At 44.7% G+C, this 16,022-nt stretch carries 13 protein-coding genes; 9 read left to right on the forward strand and 4 right to left on the reverse strand.

Going from position 1 to position 16,022, the window contains the following annotated elements; translation table 11 throughout:
* Positions 1–727 precede the first annotated feature (727 nt).
* Entirely contained in the window at positions 728–2,179 is a 1,452-nt protein-coding gene (locus OP864_RS16140; protein WP_270099182.1) for a potassium/proton antiporter, read from the forward strand.
* Positions 2,180–2,273: 94 nt separating this feature from the next.
* Here the strand turns inward: OP864_RS16140 and OP864_RS16145 are convergent, their stop codons facing one another.
* The 4 genes from OP864_RS16145 to OP864_RS16160 form a co-directional block, all read right to left on the reverse strand.
* Positions 2,274–3,365, reverse strand: a complete 1,092-nt coding sequence (locus OP864_RS16145; protein ID WP_270099183.1) for a GNAT family N-acetyltransferase — start codon at positions 3,363–3,365, stop codon at positions 2,274–2,276.
* 1 nt (position 3,366) lies between these two features.
* Positions 3,367–4,209 carry a tetratricopeptide repeat protein gene (locus tag OP864_RS16150; protein ID WP_270099184.1) on the reverse strand — a complete coding sequence of 281 codons (843 nt, stop codon included), beginning with the start codon at positions 4,207–4,209 and terminating at the stop codon, positions 3,367–3,369.
* 10 nt (positions 4,210–4,219) lie between these two features.
* On the reverse strand, positions 4,220–5,236 hold the full coding sequence (locus OP864_RS16155) for a helix-turn-helix transcriptional regulator (RefSeq protein WP_015694370.1): 1,017 nt from the start codon (positions 5,234–5,236) through the stop codon (positions 4,220–4,222).
* Between the two features lie 1,062 nt (positions 5,237–6,298).
* Entirely contained in the window at positions 6,299–6,511 is a 213-nt protein-coding gene (locus OP864_RS16160) for a hypothetical protein (protein WP_015694376.1), read from the reverse strand.
* A 182-nt stretch (positions 6,512–6,693) separates the two neighbouring features.
* Here OP864_RS16160 and OP864_RS16165 point away from each other — a divergent pair, with 182 nt between their 5' ends.
* The 8 genes from OP864_RS16165 to OP864_RS16200 all read left to right on the forward strand — a co-directional run bounded on the left by OP864_RS16165 (position 6,694) and on the right by OP864_RS16200 (position 16,018).
* Positions 6,694–8,952 (forward strand): Hsp70 family protein, encoded by a 2,259-nt coding sequence (locus tag OP864_RS16165; RefSeq protein ID WP_270099185.1) that lies wholly within the window; start codon positions 6,694–6,696, stop codon positions 8,950–8,952.
* A gap of 95 nt (positions 8,953–9,047) precedes the next feature.
* Complete coding sequence (locus tag OP864_RS16170) at positions 9,048–9,593, forward strand: LysM peptidoglycan-binding domain-containing protein (protein WP_270099186.1); 546 nt, start codon at positions 9,048–9,050, stop codon at positions 9,591–9,593.
* A 9-nt stretch (positions 9,594–9,602) separates the two neighbouring features.
* Entirely contained in the window at positions 9,603–12,641 is a 3,039-nt protein-coding gene (locus OP864_RS16175; RefSeq protein WP_270099187.1) for a hypothetical protein, read from the forward strand.
* Between the two features lie 196 nt (positions 12,642–12,837).
* Positions 12,838–13,134 carry a molecular chaperone DnaJ gene (locus OP864_RS16180; protein WP_015694380.1) on the forward strand — a complete coding sequence of 99 codons (297 nt, stop codon included), beginning with the start codon at positions 12,838–12,840 and terminating at the stop codon, positions 13,132–13,134.
* Between the two features lie 13 nt (positions 13,135–13,147).
* Positions 13,148–13,603: a nucleotide exchange factor GrpE gene (gene grpE, locus OP864_RS16185; RefSeq protein ID WP_270099189.1), complete on the forward strand. Its 456-nt coding sequence runs from the start codon at positions 13,148–13,150 to the stop codon at positions 13,601–13,603.
* Positions 13,604–13,744: 141 nt separating this feature from the next.
* Positions 13,745–14,203 (forward strand): hypothetical protein, encoded by a 459-nt coding sequence (locus tag OP864_RS16190; protein ID WP_270099190.1) that lies wholly within the window; start codon positions 13,745–13,747, stop codon positions 14,201–14,203.
* Positions 14,204–14,219: 16 nt separating this feature from the next.
* Positions 14,220–14,765, forward strand: coding sequence for a tellurite resistance TerB family protein (locus OP864_RS16195; protein ID WP_270099191.1), 546 nt, complete (start codon positions 14,220–14,222; stop codon positions 14,763–14,765).
* Positions 14,765–16,018, forward strand: a complete 1,254-nt coding sequence (locus OP864_RS16200) for a hypothetical protein (RefSeq protein ID WP_270099192.1) — start codon at positions 14,765–14,767, stop codon at positions 16,016–16,018. The genes OP864_RS16195 and OP864_RS16200 overlap by 1 nt, the downstream gene beginning before the upstream one ends.
* Positions 16,019–16,022: the final 4 nt, after the last annotated feature.

Below are 16,022 nucleotides of genomic sequence, written 5' to 3' on the forward strand. Positions count from 1 at the left end.
CTTAATCCCCCACCCCCCCGAACTAAACTTTAGTTCGGGCTTTTTTTTGTCCCCCTCTCCCCCACTACCAAACAATATTCTCCTATCCATCTAGCATAACGCTACCCGCCTTATACGACGCCCATTCCTGTTTTTAAAATTTCGTTTACATTATTTTTCTTGAATTAATCCAGAAAAAGTTGAGGGACTAATAATAATTTAAGAAAAAAATAGCCTAAATCCTTCTCTACAAATTGTTTAGGGATTCGGTTTTGGGTGGACCGAAGATGCAAATGCGGCTTATTTGGGCTAAAAAGGCTGAAACTTACTGTTTATCGATGTTTCAGCGGCTAAGTTCTTGCTTATCTAATCGATAAGTCAGCAAGATGAAGTCTTTTTGACTAAGGTTGTTTGCATTGTTTTTTGGCCCAAATAGATCAGAAAAAGTTGAGGGACTAATAATTTCATTTATCCCTTACTGCCAAGAGCCCTTTGGCCCAGCGCTGCGGAGCGGGTGGCCCCAAGGGCCGAACAGACCTGTGAGCCCCGCAGCATAGCGGCGGCCGAGCTAGGCAAAGCCTAGCCGGCCGCGGGCCCCAAATCCTTCTATTACAAAAGAAAAGAGTGCCAGTTGTTCTTTGGCAGAAAAAGTTGAGGGACTAAAAACTATTAAAGTAATCCAAATATTAACTTATATAGATATGACTATTCTATTTAATAACTATTATAGCGGCCTAAATAGTTAAAGATGGATACGGTACACATTATTTTTTCTGGGGCGCTCTTATTGTTGCTTAGTGTTTTGGCTGGGAAAACCTCTTTTCGCTTAGGGTTACCCACCTTAATTTTATTCTTATTGGTGGGTATGTTAGCGGGTTCTGAGGGATTTGGCGGCATTTACTTTGATGATTCTCAGTTGGCTCAATTTATAGGCATCATTGCCTTAAACATCATTTTATTTTCGGGGGGCTTAGATACTCGCTGGGGAGCTGTTCGCTTGGTTTTGGGCAAAGGATTGACCTTGGCGACCTTGGGCGTTTTTATTACGGCGGCGGCTGTGGGAATTTTTGCTCATTACTTTTTTGATTGGAGTTGGTTAGACGCTTTTTTATTGGGCGCTATTGTATCCTCAACTGATGCTGCGGCTGTTTTTTCTATTTTGGGTTCGACCAATATTCACTTAAAGCATGGGATTCGGCCTATTTTGGAGTTAGAAAGCGGGAGTAATGACCCTATGGCTTATTTTCTGACCAGTTTGCTTGCTGGAGCGGTATTAAAAGGCGATATGAATTTGGCTCCGGCCCTTCTACAACTAATTCTGCAATTAGTTGTAGGTGTTTCTATTGGCTACCTTATGGGCAGGCTGAGCAAATGGATAATTAATAATATTCGCTTAGATTTTAAGGGCTTGTATCCTGTTTTGGCCCTTTCGCTTAGTTTTTTGGCCTATGCTAGCAGCGAGCTCTTGTCTGGTAATGGCTTTCTAGCGGTTTATGTGTCTGCTGTTTTCTTGGCCAACAGTCAATTGACTCAGAAGCTGAGTATTCGACAATTTTTTGATGGTTTTGCCTGGTTGATGCAAATCATTCTCTTCTTGAGTTTGGGCCTTTTGGTTTTTCCTTCTCAACTCTTGGCCGTTTGGCCCATGGGCTTAGCCCTTGCCTTTTTCCTGATGTTCATTGCTCGACCAATTAGTGTTTTTATTGGCTTATCTTGGACCAAACTCGATTTTAAATCTAAATTGTTTATTTCTTGGGTAGGGCTTCGTGGGGCGGCTCCTATTGTTTTTGCCACCATTCCGATGGTCATGGGCATTCAGTCCTCTAATCTCATTTTTAATTTGGTCTTTTTTCTCACCTTAGTTTCTATTGCTCTGCAGGGCATGAGCATTCCCTTTTTTGCCCGTTTATTAGGTTTAGTAGACCTCAAAGTGTCTGCTTTAACTCAAGCTCGTTCTTTGGCACTAGAAGAAGAAAGTAAGGTAGAAACTGCAGAGGTCTACATTTCTGCAGAAAGTCCTTTAATTGATCAAAAGTTGGCCGACATTCACTTTCCTGCCGATTGTATGGTGGTCCTAATTATCCGAAAACAGCAGTATTTGGTCCCTACCGCTCATACCAAAATAGAAGCTGGCGACACTTTGCAATTACTAGCTAGCAAAGCCGAAGATCTAGCCAGTTTGCAAATGGAGCTGGGCTAAGACGATCTCAATACCCCCTCTACCCTAGCAAAATTCTATTGAGATTTATTTTTACTAACTCCAGAAAAAGTTGAAGGACTAAAAAATGTAATCATTAAGTAAAAGCGGCATCGCCATCGCCATCCTGAATAGGAAAAGGCTGATCGCCTAGGGTTTTGGCCAAGGGATGCGTGATAATATAATGTCTTGCTTGGGGGCGGCTGCCCAAAAAGGGCCATTTCTTGGCCTGCAGGGCCTCTACAAGTTGTTCTTGATAAGTGGTTAGATAAATGACTCGTTTTTGGCGCATCCAAAATAGCAGCGCTCGAATGAGCTCGCTGGCATCGGCCTGGGGCATAAAGACATAAGGTAGGCGCAAATGACCGTCTCGCAACAAATACAAAACGGCTGCTTTTAGCGTTTGGCCCTCATAAAAATAGAGATAGCCATTGTCTAGACTTTGGGCTTTGCTAGAAAAGTAATAGCGTTTAGCCGCTTCATCTTCTGGACCTTCTTGCAACCAGGGATAATTTAATATCCAGTCAAAATCTTTTGGTCCCCGAAGAAAGCCCTCTTTTTGCTCGCTCAGTAGCTTATTGGCTTCGGGCCGCCAATTTTTGTCTGATTCGCAGCGGTATTTTCCTTTGGCCAAAAAGAGCATGCGCATATTTTGGGGGCCAAAAGACAGCTGTTCCAACAAATTGAAGAGCGGCAAATAGGGTCGCCATTTTTTGGGGTCTTTTTTGGGCAGCACCTTGGCTAGGGGGCTATACAAATAAAGACGGAGGCCCTTGGGTTGGGCCAAATCTTGGAAATAACCACTTTTGTCGTAGAGTCCTTTGGCGGCGGGAGTAAACTCCGTAATCATCAGGCGGCCCGACCAAGCCGTATACATCTGCTCCAAAAGTGATTTAGCCAAGCCTCTTCCCCGCATATTGGGATCAATCCAGAGGCAAGACAACCAAGCAAAGCGCTCCTCTCCTACTTTTCCCTGCAAACGATTGGGCAAGGCGCCCAAATAACCGACCAAAAGCCCATCTTCCTCTGCCAAAAGGAGCAAAACGTCCTCGGCTTCAGCTTGGGGATTTGCGGCATGAGAAGCGCCACGAATTTGGCTAATCGCAATAGGCCCAGCCCCGGCAAAACTGGGGTCATGGGCCAAAAAGTCAGTCATTTCTCGCTGTCGGATAACACGATAAACAATCATCTTAAGAATTTTGAGCGCAGTATTCTGCCTGTAGTTCGACCGCATCCTCATCGCCGGCCTCAGCTGCTTTTTGCAAATAATCGCAAGCCTCGGCATTTTCGCCCATATTGAGTGCCATGACAGCGGCTAGATAATAGAAATCGCGTTGGGTGGGATCTAATTCTAGGGCTTTTCGACAGCCGTCCAAAGCTAGGGCATCTTCTCCAAGTTCGCTAAGAATAAGGGCGTAAGTATAATAGTAATTGGCATTTTTATCATCCATGCGCAGGGCCAACTCCGCCTCTTTTCGGGCTCTTTTCATATTGCCCAAACTATAGTAAATATTGGCCAGCTTATCTCTAAAATCCGGCCGCTGAGGTTGCAAACGCAAAAAGGCCTGATAATCATCTAAAGCGCCCAAGGTATCGCCTTGTTGCAAATGAATATCGCCTAAAAGTGAGTGCAGGCTTTCATTTTCGGGACTAATTTCCACGGCTTTTCGCAAAGCGGGCAAAGCCAAATCAAACTGTTCTTCTTCGGCATAAATAACGGCTTGAGCATGATAGTATTTGGCCTGACTTTCATCCAACTTAATAGCTTGGGCATAATCGGCTAGGGCCTCTTTATAGCGGTCCATATCATAGAGCAAGCGCCCTCTTTCATAATAAAACTCGGGTTCTTCCGGAATAGCTTCGATGGCTGCTGTATATAGTGCATAAGCCGTATCAAACTTTCCGTGGTTGTGTTTTTCTTGGGCCAGATAGAAGTACTCTAGGCTAGAAAAACTAGGATTATCCGCAGAAGGGAGGTCTAAATTGCAGGCGGCAAGGCCAAAAAGCAAAAGTAAAAGGCTAAGAAATCGCATAAGACTAAATTTAGGGTTCGTAACGCTCTACCGCCTTTTTGAGGCGATGGTATAATAAAGTTTGTAAAGAAGCTGGCGATAAGACCTTATATTTTTCGGCCGCCATCAGCAGTTGTTGTTGCAGTTCATAATTGGGACGCAGCTCTAGGCTAATCACAATACTGCCATCCTCTCTACGCTCTAGCAGTTTTTGAGAGGAATGAATGGGTTTACTTTCGGTATAGGGGGCTTGTTCGGCTGCCACCCAAATTTTTATCTCTTCTTTTTGCTGCTCCCAATCCTTAGATACCCCAATGATGTCCTTAAAGAAATCATTTTCCCAGTCAATTTCCACTTTTTTATAGGCCAAAAGGCTATCCTCTAACTTTTGGATGCGGTCTAGAGCCAAATTGCGATAGTCAAAATCTCGGTCTTCATCTCGACCGAAAACAAACCAGCGCTTATTGTATTGTTTGAGGACCTGTGGATGAAAATTGAACTCCTCTTTTCCCGATTCTTCTCGAAAACTTTGGTAGGCAATACGCAGACACTGCTCTTCCTTAATCGCTGTAAACAAAGGGCGCAAATGCTCTAGGCCCTGATAATCTTTATTTTCATCAAAAAAGATGATTGAGGCTTGTTCGGGGCGAGCAAAGCCTAGTTTCTGCTTAATCTTGGGCAGAAGCTCCGTCAACCAATCAAAGCTCTGAAAGCTCTCCAAACGCTCCAAAATATTCAGGGCATCTTCTAATTGTGCGTTTTCTTTGGGCCCCAAAGGCGTTTTATGAATCGAGAAATCTATGGGGTCGTAGCGCATATAAACCTTATGCCCCTCTCGCAAGCGCTTAATTGGCGCCCGATAGCCCAACTCACTTTCCATGTACTTAATGTCATTATAAATCTGACTTCGCCCCACCTTACAGCCCTCATCGGCCAAGGCATCATTAACCGCAGCAATAAGATCTTGTATAAAATACTTGCGGTAGGGGTTTCCAAAACAATTATTCAACACTTGATAGCGCAATAAAGCATTTTTGTTTGTGGGCATGGCAATTTTTTTTGATTTCTGTCCAAAATAAGAAATTGTTTCCAGATAGGATGGACAGCCCCGCCTTTCTTTTGCCCTCGGCGCCTTTTTCAGGGCCCCACGGCCTCCCCTAACAGGCTTTTCCCAAACCTAAGCAAGGGTTCAAGTTATTAGTTCTTGGCCCTTTTTTTTATTGTTCGATTTTTATTTTTTGGGCCTGCCGCCAAAGGCGGCCGGGCTGTGTCAGGGCTCGCAGGTCTGCTCGGCCCTTCGCAAAATTCGCTACGCTCATTTTGCTCGGTCTGCGGCTTCGCCGCCCCCTTTTCCATCCCTAGGCCAAGTCGCTTCGCTCCTTTGCGGCGGCTTCGCCGCCTGCTAGCCGTGGCTGCAGGTTGAAACCCGCAGCCATACAACAACCCCATTCTGCATCTATAGTCATAAATTTTATAGGAACCCTAGGGTCCTGTACAATATGGACCTGTAGGTTAAAACCTACAGCAACAAAAGAGGCCAAGCTAAACGCAATAAAAATGGGCCGATGGTTAAAACCATCGGCCCATAATGTCTTCTAATACAAGGAAAGCTGTTTATTTATGGAGGGTTTTAACCCTCCATTTTATATTAAAATGCATTCGTTAATTGGCTGTAGGTTTTAACCTACAGCTTTAGCCCGCCAGTTTGCATAGACCCAAAACCATGCGCTGAAGCCCATGGCAGAAAAGGCTAGCCAATATAATCTTTAAGCGGTCCTGAGCTTCAGCCCATGGGCCTCCCCCCCCAGTCACTAAAAGACACTTTTTTTCACCTCTCCCTTTTTCAAAAACCCAAGAAAAAGTTGAGAGACTAATAAAACTATCTCCATACTGCCGCCTGCTAGCTGTGGCTGCAGATAGCGGCTTCGCGGCCAAACGGCCTAGCGATGTGCAGCAGTGCGGCGAAGCCGCAGACCAAGGCCGTCAGGCCGCAGGGCCGAGCAGACTTGCGAGCTGCGGAACGTAGCGCCGCAAGGCGAAGCCGCAGCGACAACAAGCCCTTTAGGGCGCCGTTCGACGACTGTAAGGAGTAACGCCCCAAAACAGTCTACTACTCTCCCATCAGTGATTTGCCCTTTTTGAGCATTTGGAAGGTTCGGAAGAGGCTAAAGAGCAAATAGGCCAAAAGCAGCCAATTCATCCAGGGATCATTGTCTAGATAAAAGAAAAGTAGTCCGATAACGACTAGCTTTATCGCCAATAATCCATAGGCTTTGTACTGTAGGTTGCGCATAAAGGCCGCCCGTTCTTTCTCTGTTTGCATAAACTTAAGTTCTAAAATTGGCAAGATACAATAAGCCCGTAAAAAACAATCAATATTTGACAGGGGCTATCAGTTTATGCAGAGGCTAAAAGAACTAAACCCCTATAAATCAAGGGTTATAGAGTTGGCCAAGTTTTTTATTTGCTGCCTGCATTCACATTACTATAAACAGGCGACAAATTATGCAGAAAGTCATTGGAATTGATTTGGGCACCACCAATAGCGTGATGGCCTATAAGGTGCTTGATACCAAGATATTGCCCAATATTGAAAAAGAAGAAAACACCCCCTCGGTGGTGCATATTGATAGCAGTGGGCAGGCGAGCATTGGAAAAATAGCAGTAGATAGCAAGTTGGCCCTAGACCCCAAAAATACCGTTTTTTCGGCCAAACGCTTGATGGGCATGCCCTTTAGCCACCCTATGGTGCAAGAAATGGTTAAGGAGAGCAAAAAAAATGATGGCTACTATAAATATAGCATTCGCAAAAAGCACAATTCAGAAGATGCCCTAGCCATTGTTCTTCATGGTCGGGAATACTCTCCCGAAGATATTTCGGCGGAGGTATTGCGTAAAATCAAGCGAGATGCCGAGAGCCATTTGGGCGATAAGGTGAGCCATGCCGTGATTACGGTCCCGGCCTATTTTAATGATAAGCAGAAAAATGCGACCAAAAAGGCGGCGGAGAAATCAGGCTTGATTGTCTCTAAACTATTGGCAGAACCCACAGCGGCCGCTATTGCCTATGGTGTAGACCAAAAAACGGAAGAAAGCAAAACCATTTTGGTCTATGATTTTGGTGGTGGCACCTTTGACCTTTCGGTCCTCACGGTAGCTAATGGGCTATTTATGGAGCAAGGCACGGGCGGCGACCGTTGGCTGGGCGGCGATGATATTGACCGCTTGTTGAGCCAACATATTTACCAGCTAGTTGAAAATGAGTTTGACTTAGAAGAAGGGCATATTCATCGGTTTTTGGAAAATGCGCCAGAAAAAACTCGTTTTGCCTTTGCGGCCGAGAGTCGCAAGCAAGTAGAGCGCATCAAGAAGGACTTGAGTAAGCGCAAAAGGAGCCATTTTGAATTGGATGATTTGTTGGAAGATGAGGAAGGCGACCTTATTGACATTGACATAGAGATTAACCGAACTGATTTTGAGGACCTCATTCGGCCCACTATTGCCAAAACCATTCGCTTGATTGATGATCTATTGGCCGAACTGAACTATGAGGAAAATATGATCGATGCCATTTTATTGGTGGGGGGAAGTTCTAGAATCCCTTTGGTCAATGAGATGTTGATGCAGCGATTTGGGGCCGCCAAAGTACAACTAAGCGAAGACCCTATGAATGCCGTAGCCAAAGGTGCAGCTATTTTGGCCCATCGTCTGGGCAATAGTGGAGAACTGGAGCAGCAGGAAGACTGGGGAGAAGAAGAGGAAGAATTTCAGGTCCTCTACAGCTCTTCTCATGATATTTATGTGCGCCTAGAAGATGAAAACGGCCAAGAAGAGTTTGAGCGGGTTGTTGAGCGGCAGATTCCCCTCCCCATTGTGGAGCAAAGAGAGTACAAAACAGCAGCCGATCAGCAAAGGCTAATTAAAGTGGAGCTCTTTTCTAATAAAGAGGAAGGCGGCAAAGAAGAAATTGGCTTGGGCTTTTTGGTTTTAGAAGAAGACTATCCCGCCAATAGCAGCTTTATTTTTCATTTTGAGGTCGACACCGACAACACCCTCAAGCTATTGGTTGCGCCCAAGAACAAGCCCAATCAAAAGTCCGAAATTCATATTACCCGAGGCAATAAGGACCAGAAGTTTTACCGCACAATTGATGAGGAGATCAACAACTTTAACCGCTCTGGGGCCAATGCTAGCCAGATGCAAAAACTACAGAGCGATTTGGTCAAACGCCTCAAGGCCACCAACCAACTGGCCCAAACCGCAGATGACGATAGCCAGCTCTGGGACAAACACATCTATGAAGTAAAAGAAGAAGTGGCCCAAGCCCAGCATTATCAAGAAGAAAGCAGCCATGAGCCCGCCGACAGCAATATGATGATTGCTCGGATTCTGCTCAATAATTACGAAAACCTAATCGGTAGAGAGGCCAGTGAGTTGATCCGTATGTTGCTGCAAAAGATTGAGCTAGAAAACGACATTCTAGCCATTCAGCAGGCGCGACAAAAGCTAGAAGAGCTCATTAGTAACTTTATGGGGCTACTAGACCTCTTTCTATTTATTGTGGCCGCCAATCGAGCCAAAGAAAAAGGAAGCATGAGTGACTCTCGACGCCTCAGAGACATTCACGACCAAGCCGAGCGAAAAATGGAGCGGGGCCAAGTTGATGAAGGCTTTGCCATATTGAATGAACATCAGGACCTCAGACAAAAATACTTGGGAGAAGACAGTTCAGCCGCCTTTATCAATACTAGCCTCAAGCGATAGGCTAGGTCCTCATTTTATTTTGGAGCCGCCGCAGCAAGCTGCGGCGGTTTCTATTCTAGTCTGCAAAATCAGGTTTAGCCCAAAAACTCAAGAAGATGAATTGTCCTATTTGTGAACTAGCTGGTTTGGAAGAAAACCGCCAGCAATGTCCCCAATGCGAAAGCGATTTGCGGCCTTTTTTCTTATTGCAAGCACTTGATGAACAAGAGCGTATAGAAAAAGAGCAACTTAAACAACAAGCCGAAAAAAGAGAGCAGGCTGCGCTACGTCAAGGCAGAACCCCCATTTTAATTGCTTGGGGAGCTAGTTTTCTGGCCCTAGCAGTCCTCTTATATTTTATTTGGCCCAAAAAGAGCGTCGCTCCAATGGCCAAACAAGAAGGGCCCTCAAAAGAAGAAATGCTGGCCTTGCAAAAACAAGTTAAACAACTGAGAACAGAAAGCGACAGCCTCCGCCAAGCCTTAGCACAACAGCCTAAATCCGCTTATGTCTACACCGTAAAAGCAGGCGATTCGCCCATTCGCTTGGCTCGTTTCTTTTATGGCCAAGACGAAGAATACAAGCGCCTTTTAGAAGCTAATGAGCTCGCCTTAGATGCCATGCTTAAAGTAGGCCAAAAACTGACTATTCCAGCCCTATAAACCCAAACTATGTACCTTATTGTCATTGCCCTCATTTTGGTCCTAGCAGGAGTCTACAGCGCCTACTACAACAACTACGGCACGGTCCTCAAAAAGGCCAAAAAACGCCTAGAACAAGGCCAGCCCCAAATTGCCCTAAAGCTATTTAAATCGGGGAACAAACAATACCCCATAATAGCCGAGAAATTTTTGCAGCAAGATGGGCCAGCCCTACTGCAAAGCGAAAATAAACAGGCCGCTATTGACTTTCTGCTTCCTTTGGCAGAAGACTACCCTTTCGTCGAAAATTGGTTGGCTGAACATGCAGCTCAGCTCTTAGCCAAAAAAGAGTTTATTCCCTTTCGGCATCTGGTCCTTTCTGCCCCCGAGGCGGACTGGTCCAAAAAGCTACTCTTTAAGTACATAGAGCTGCCTGAGGCCGAAAGCAAGCTAAAAATTAGCGACAAAAAACAGCTTTTACAGCCTTTGCTAGACCAAAAAGAGGCAAATGCTATCCGTTTATGGATCCTCCTTTTGGCTCCTTTTTTTGAACAGGACAAAAAAGCAGAACAATATCTGCCCGAAATTAGAACCTACAAGGCCCAATCAGCTAAGGCTCAGCGGCTCTTTTATCTCTTTTTAAGCAATCGTCAAAAAAAGAGAGAACTAGCCCCTTACCTAAGCGAGCTACAGCAGTTGGCCAAAGAAAGTACAACTGCACAGGAGATTATCTTAGCTGAGGCCAAAGCGCTTTTTGAAAGAAAGAATGAAGCGACTGCTTTGACGCTTATCCAGCCTTTTTGGGAGAAAAGCGCAGACGCCCAGCGCCTCTATAATCGCATTTATTTAAAAAAAATGAGGGCCGAAAAAAAGCCCCAAGCTCTGGCTCAAGTACTCCAAGCTTTAGAGCGCTTTCCCAGTCAATTAAGCAGCCAAGAAAAAATAGAGCTACAAACCGCCTTAGCCAATCTACAGCTCCAACAACTAGAATATAGCTTTAACCCCCTACGCAAAAAAGCCAACCTAAATGATTGGGCCAGCTTTGTGCAGCAACTCTTGGCCGCAGCCAAACTGAGCTATAAAACAACTGCCCTAGAAGCCTTTTTAGAAGAAAAAGTAAATTATCTGCTGCAGTTTTCCCTAGAAGAGGGCCAAAGTGCAGAAAAAGCCAAACAATATAAACAGGCAGCGGCCATCTATAAAAAAGCGGCGGACTATGCCCGTCTGCTCAAAGATAAGTTTAGCCAAGCCCGCAGCCATATTGGCCGATTTGACTTTAGATATGTTTTGACGGCTATTTATGGGGATATTCCCTCTAGTCGCATTCAATATTATGAGTACTACCTCCACCGACATAGCGATAAAAAGGAGGTGGCCGCCATCCGCTATGCACTAGCCTTTCAACTGGCCCAAAAGAAACAGTTTAAAGCCGCCCTAGAGCAGATTAGCTGGTTAGAAACCTATAGCCGAAACCCCCAAATTATTGAGCTTAAACGCTACTGCCTACAGCAAAAACAAAAAACAATGTTGAGCTTGCTGGCGGTCTATAATGCTACAATTTATGGAAGCGATTTGCGAAAGCTCAAAGCCCTAGACGAGAACTGGGATACTTATTCGGAGGCCTTGTCCTTCTTTTATCCGGAGCGAGAAGAGGAGCTAGAAGAAATAAAAGAATACATTGGAGATAGAATAAAAGGTCTCCTCCTTAAGAATCAATCTTATGCCGAACTCTTTGATTTATTGACCAAAGATAAGGACTTCTACTACGACAGCTCCAGTCTTAAACTGGCAGCCGTTACCGCCTTTAGATTATTGGTGGCTGGAGACTATAGTCAGACGCAACGAATAAAAAAAGCCCTAGCTAGCTGGCTAACCGCGATTTATACTAATGAAGTTATTTTTGATTCTTTGGAGGATACCGAATGGGATGATGACTACTCTTTTAGTGTGCATAATATCTTGGGATACAGCTATGAAGAGCTATATATTCCCGAAAATATCAATAGCAGAGCACCCAATGAACAAAATATTGACTTAGGCCAGGTCCAACAGCGCTTACTTAAAAAGTTGGAAGACCTAATCAACAATCAATTACCCGCTGACCTACTAGCCTTCTACGAAAAAGAAAAAGCGGCTTTGGCTCTAGCCTGCAAATTATTTAAGGAATCTGATATAGTACTGGCTAGTCCCTACATTATGGAATCTGCCGAAAATATTTTGTTAGAAATCAGTCTCAGCCAACTCAACCACTTCAAGCAAAACACCGAGGATATCGACCTCATCTTGCCTTATAGCCAAACCGTAAGCGAGCAATACATCCCAGATCTATTTAAGACATTTCATTTGGCTCAGAAGACAGAAAAAAACCTTCCTTTATTATTTGAGCAACTTAAACGGCAGCCTCAGCTGGCCCTACGACAGGCCAAGCTTCAGCTCAAATCACTACAGGCCCTAAAAAGAGAGTTTCCTCAGCACTATCAACGTTTAAAAGTTAGCTGCATACAACAGCTTAATGAACATCTGGACCATAAAACGCGAGAGCCTCAGCATGTTCAACTTCTAGATTTTTTACGCACAACAGTTTTTGAACAAGATCAGGAGATACAGCAAATCCAGGCGGACTATATCTGTAATGCAGCAATTGCGGAATACAATGCTGAAAAAATTCAGCCAACTCAATCCTTAAATTATATGATAGAAGCTTATGATTTGGATCCCAATAGCAATCGGATTCAGAACAACCTAGCAACCATCGTAGAAATTGTCGCTCGCCAACATGCTTTCAGCGCTGACACCTCTGGCTGGAGCACTATCAAAAGCCTTTATAAAAGAGTGCCTTACAGCTATCAGCTCCAGCTTCAAAAAGCCCTAAAAACAGCCTATAACGATTGCTATGAAATCTTAGAGAACAGTGACCCCATTCTGCACTACCTCATTTTTAGCCAACTAGGGCATAATGAATACAGCTTTTCCATTTCTCATAAGCTAGATAGTATAGGCCATACGCTCAATCATGGAGGCCAAGGAATGGTCCGTAGACTCCAAGAAATTAAGGATTATTTTAGTTGATTTTTTCGGGGCCTCCGCTGCGGCTTCGCCTTGCGGCGCTACGTTTCGCAGCTCGCTGTTCGCTCGGCCCTTCGCCGCTTTCAGCGGCTCGGTCTGGCCTGACGGCCACTGCTGCACATCGCTAGGCCGTTTAGGGCCCTTCGGGCCCTAAATCAAGATATTCCACTCGCTTTACTTCAAAAATCTAATTATAGCTATGCTACACAATCCATACGATGTTTTAGATCTGGACCAAAACGCCAGCAAAAAAGACATTCAAAAAGCGCTGCCTTTGGCCCTAGCCAAACAACGCAAAGAAAAAAAATACTCGCCCAAAGATATTATGCAGGCCCAAAAAGAACTGCTCGATCCAGCCAAACGCCTAGCCGCCGACTTTCTATTTCTGGACCGTATTCGGGCCAAGCGCCCCCGAAAGTTTGAGCAGCCAGAGCTGCCCAAAATCAAAGCATTAAACCAACTCGCCCAAAACCCTTTTGATCCCAACCAACTCTAAAACAACTTCTAAGATGGATAAAGCAGCTATAGAAAAAGAACTCAAGGATTATTTCGTTGCCTTTGGCCGAAAAGAAATCCAACTCAAAAACCAAATAGAAAAGGCAGAAAGAGCCCAATACGAACAGCTAAAAGACTTTGCCGTGGGCCTAATTGAAATGATTGATGGCCTCGATCGAAAAATAGAGCGCCAAAACAATAAAGAAGAGGAAGAAGAAAGCAAAGAAGCTCGTAAAGCCCTTAAAACGCTAATCAATATGCGTAAAAAAATGCTGCGCTTACTCGACCGCTTTGGTATTCGACCTATTGTGTTTCCCGATAATCAACTCATTGAATCCTATGCCAAGGTCTTGGGCAGCGAACCTAGTCGAGATCATCAGGACCGAGAAATCCTCCGCATTATTCTCCCTGGCTATATGCAGGCTAGCCAAATCATCCGCCAAGCAGAGGTGATTGTCGTAAAAAATTAAAGGCCAAATAGAAAGCCCCCCCATAAATTTAACCGCCGAAGAATATAGCCAAAAGAAAAAAATACAGCTGAGCGGCCACAACAAGCCCTTTAGGGCGTCTTCGACGACCAAAGGGAGTAACGCCCAAAAAAACAGTAAAACATGGTTCCAGCAATTATTATTATTCTCTTTGTTCTATGGCAAATGTATCTATTTGCCCGACGCTACTCGCCCAAAAAAGTGCGAAAAAGCCATATGCTTGCACTGATTACTATTGCAGAATCAAGTAATTCTAAGGGAGTGAGTCCAGTACAGCTAGAATATCTCAAAATAATAGCCACAGTTACGGCCGTCTCTACAGAAGAGCTTTATATGCTGCTCAAAAAACCCGTCAAAAAATTTCGGTACCACCCGCCCAGAAAATGGGAACATCGAGTGAGGGCACTAGAAGATTTGGTCCATATGATGCATGTGGAGGGGCTCCCCACTAAAGCGCAATTTATTAACTGCTACAGATTTGCCAAGAGATTGGATTTGCCCAAAGAACTAGTTGAAGAAATAACAAAAGACCTTCACTTAAAGATTATAAAAAGTAAGAAGAAAAACAAACCACTTCAATAAACAAAAATTAATACCTATGATTATTATTCTACTTATTGTTATCGCTTTTATCCTCTGGAAGATTTACAGCCAAGAAGAGCGCCCCATCAAAAGCAAAGCGACAACGGCTAGCCCTTCATCGACCAAAAGGGGCAGCTACAGCCCTAGCCTGAGCAGCCGAAAAAGAGAAAATCTCAGCCACCTTCAGCTCTTGGTCAGCTTAGCCATGTCTGATGGAGTATTAGATAAGGCAGAGCTGAAGTTCATTAGTCATATTGCCGTTCAAAGAGGCACTCCCAAAGATCAATTTTTGGCCATCTTTAGAGATCCGACTATCATCAGCTATGTTCCGCCTAGCTCCGATGCTAGCCGCCTGATCAACCTTTATGAGATGGTCATGCTGATGATGATTGACGGGGATATTGACAAAAACGAAATCCGTGTCTGTGTAGCAACTGCCCGGGAATTGGGCTTCAAAGCTGAAGTGGTCTCCCTATTGGTAGAAGTACTGATAAAACAGATTGCCGAGGGCATTGCCAAGGAAATTATTTTGAGAGACCTAGAAAAAAGAATGCGCGCCTAATGGTTAACAAGAACAAAGTATTGACCCTGACCGCCTTGGCCATTATTATTGTCTTTTTGGTTGCGGCCTGGGATGGACAACAGCGGCAAAAACGATTTGAGCAAGAAGAGCTCCCTCAAATTTTGGCCAAGAGAAAACAAGCTGCGCTTCAGCTAAAAGAAGCACTTATCCAGCAACAAACGCCAGAAGTTCAGGCCCTTATTAAGCAAAATGACAGCTTTCAGCTAGACAGCATTCCTTATGATACCAGCATTGGTGTCTTTGTTTTCTACAAGCAATTTTGGCTCAACAAATACCCCGTTGAGCGGCAGATGCAGGACCATATTGAGCTAGCAAAAATTAGCTTTCAAAATGCAAAAGTGGATAGCCAATGGGCCCAAATTGAGGCCAAAATTGCCAAGCGCTTTGATGCCGAATTTGTGGATAAAATCCAGATCGAAATCAAACGCCAACTCATTAGTGAGAGCAAAGCAGAGGGCCAAGGGTTTTTAGAATTACCCGATTATAAACTGATCAAAACAGTGCCCGAAGAAGAATTTGAAGCCCTTTGGCAACAAATTGATGAGCAGATTGCCGCCAACCGCTCGCAAGCGGCCCAAAAACAACTCGATCGAGACTGGAACAGCTATCGTCGCCGACTCAATAGCAAGGGGAAAAACTTGCTCGATCAGCGAGGGAAAACAGCTTTTATTAGTTTCGCCACAGGGCAAAGTAAAACGCTACAATCGGGCGGCCTAAGTATAGATTGGCCCAGCAGCACAAGCAGTTATCATGCGGCGGCCCTCTCCAGTTTTGTAGAAGAAATTGAGGTCCAACAATACCAAGGCAACAGCCTGTATACGGGAGCACAGCCCTATGCCAACTGCTTCGGCCGCGGACTAAGTTGTGGCTATCGGAGCAATTGCTCAGAAATTCGGGTGCGTGCGCCTTATGAATCAGATGTGATTGTGAGCATTAAAGACCGCTGGGATGAGGTGGTCGACCATGCCTATATTTCTGCGGGCGGCAGCTATACCTTTCGCCTGCCCAATGGCTCCTACCAACCCTTTTTCTACTATGGCAAAAGCTGGCATCCCTATAAAAAAATGCCCTCCAATGCCTGTAACAACCTAAAGGGCGGCTTTCTGCAAAACACCCTCACAGGCAAAGATGGCCTGCAATATCTCTCTAACCAAATACTCACTTACACCCTTCGCCTACAGCGCAATGGTAATTTTTCTACTCGGCCCTCTTCTTTTTCAGAGGCCTTTTAAACCG

Source organism: Saprospira grandis (genome assembly GCF_027594745.1).
Lineage (GTDB): Bacteria > Bacteroidota > Bacteroidia > Chitinophagales > Saprospiraceae > Saprospira > Saprospira grandis.

Bases quoted from the DNA above. Each gene is read 5' to 3' on its own strand.
- OP864_RS16140 (WP_270099182.1), top strand. From the start codon at position 728: ATGGATACGGTACACATTATTTTTTCTGGGGCGCTCTTATTGTTGCTT.
- OP864_RS16145 (WP_270099183.1), bottom strand. From the start codon at position 3,365: ATGATTGTTTATCGTGTTATCCGACAGCGAGAAATGACTGACTTTTTG.
- OP864_RS16150 (WP_270099184.1), bottom strand. From the start codon at position 4,209: ATGCGATTTCTTAGCCTTTTACTTTTGCTTTTTGGCCTTGCCGCCTGC.
- OP864_RS16155 (WP_015694370.1), bottom strand. From the start codon at position 5,236: ATGCCCACAAACAAAAATGCTTTATTGCGCTATCAAGTGTTGAATAAT.
- OP864_RS16160 (WP_015694376.1), bottom strand. From the start codon at position 6,511: ATGCAAACAGAGAAAGAACGGGCGGCCTTTATGCGCAACCTACAGTAC.
- OP864_RS16165 (WP_270099185.1), top strand. From the start codon at position 6,694: ATGCAGAAAGTCATTGGAATTGATTTGGGCACCACCAATAGCGTGATG.
- OP864_RS16170 (WP_270099186.1), top strand. From the start codon at position 9,048: ATGAATTGTCCTATTTGTGAACTAGCTGGTTTGGAAGAAAACCGCCAG.
- OP864_RS16175 (WP_270099187.1), top strand. From the start codon at position 9,603: ATGTACCTTATTGTCATTGCCCTCATTTTGGTCCTAGCAGGAGTCTAC.
- OP864_RS16180 (WP_015694380.1), top strand. From the start codon at position 12,838: ATGCTACACAATCCATACGATGTTTTAGATCTGGACCAAAACGCCAGC.
- grpE (WP_270099189.1), top strand. From the start codon at position 13,148: ATGGATAAAGCAGCTATAGAAAAAGAACTCAAGGATTATTTCGTTGCC.
- OP864_RS16190 (WP_270099190.1), top strand. From the start codon at position 13,745: ATGGTTCCAGCAATTATTATTATTCTCTTTGTTCTATGGCAAATGTAT.
- OP864_RS16195 (WP_270099191.1), top strand. From the start codon at position 14,220: ATGATTATTATTCTACTTATTGTTATCGCTTTTATCCTCTGGAAGATT.
- OP864_RS16200 (WP_270099192.1), top strand. From the start codon at position 14,765: ATGGTTAACAAGAACAAAGTATTGACCCTGACCGCCTTGGCCATTATT.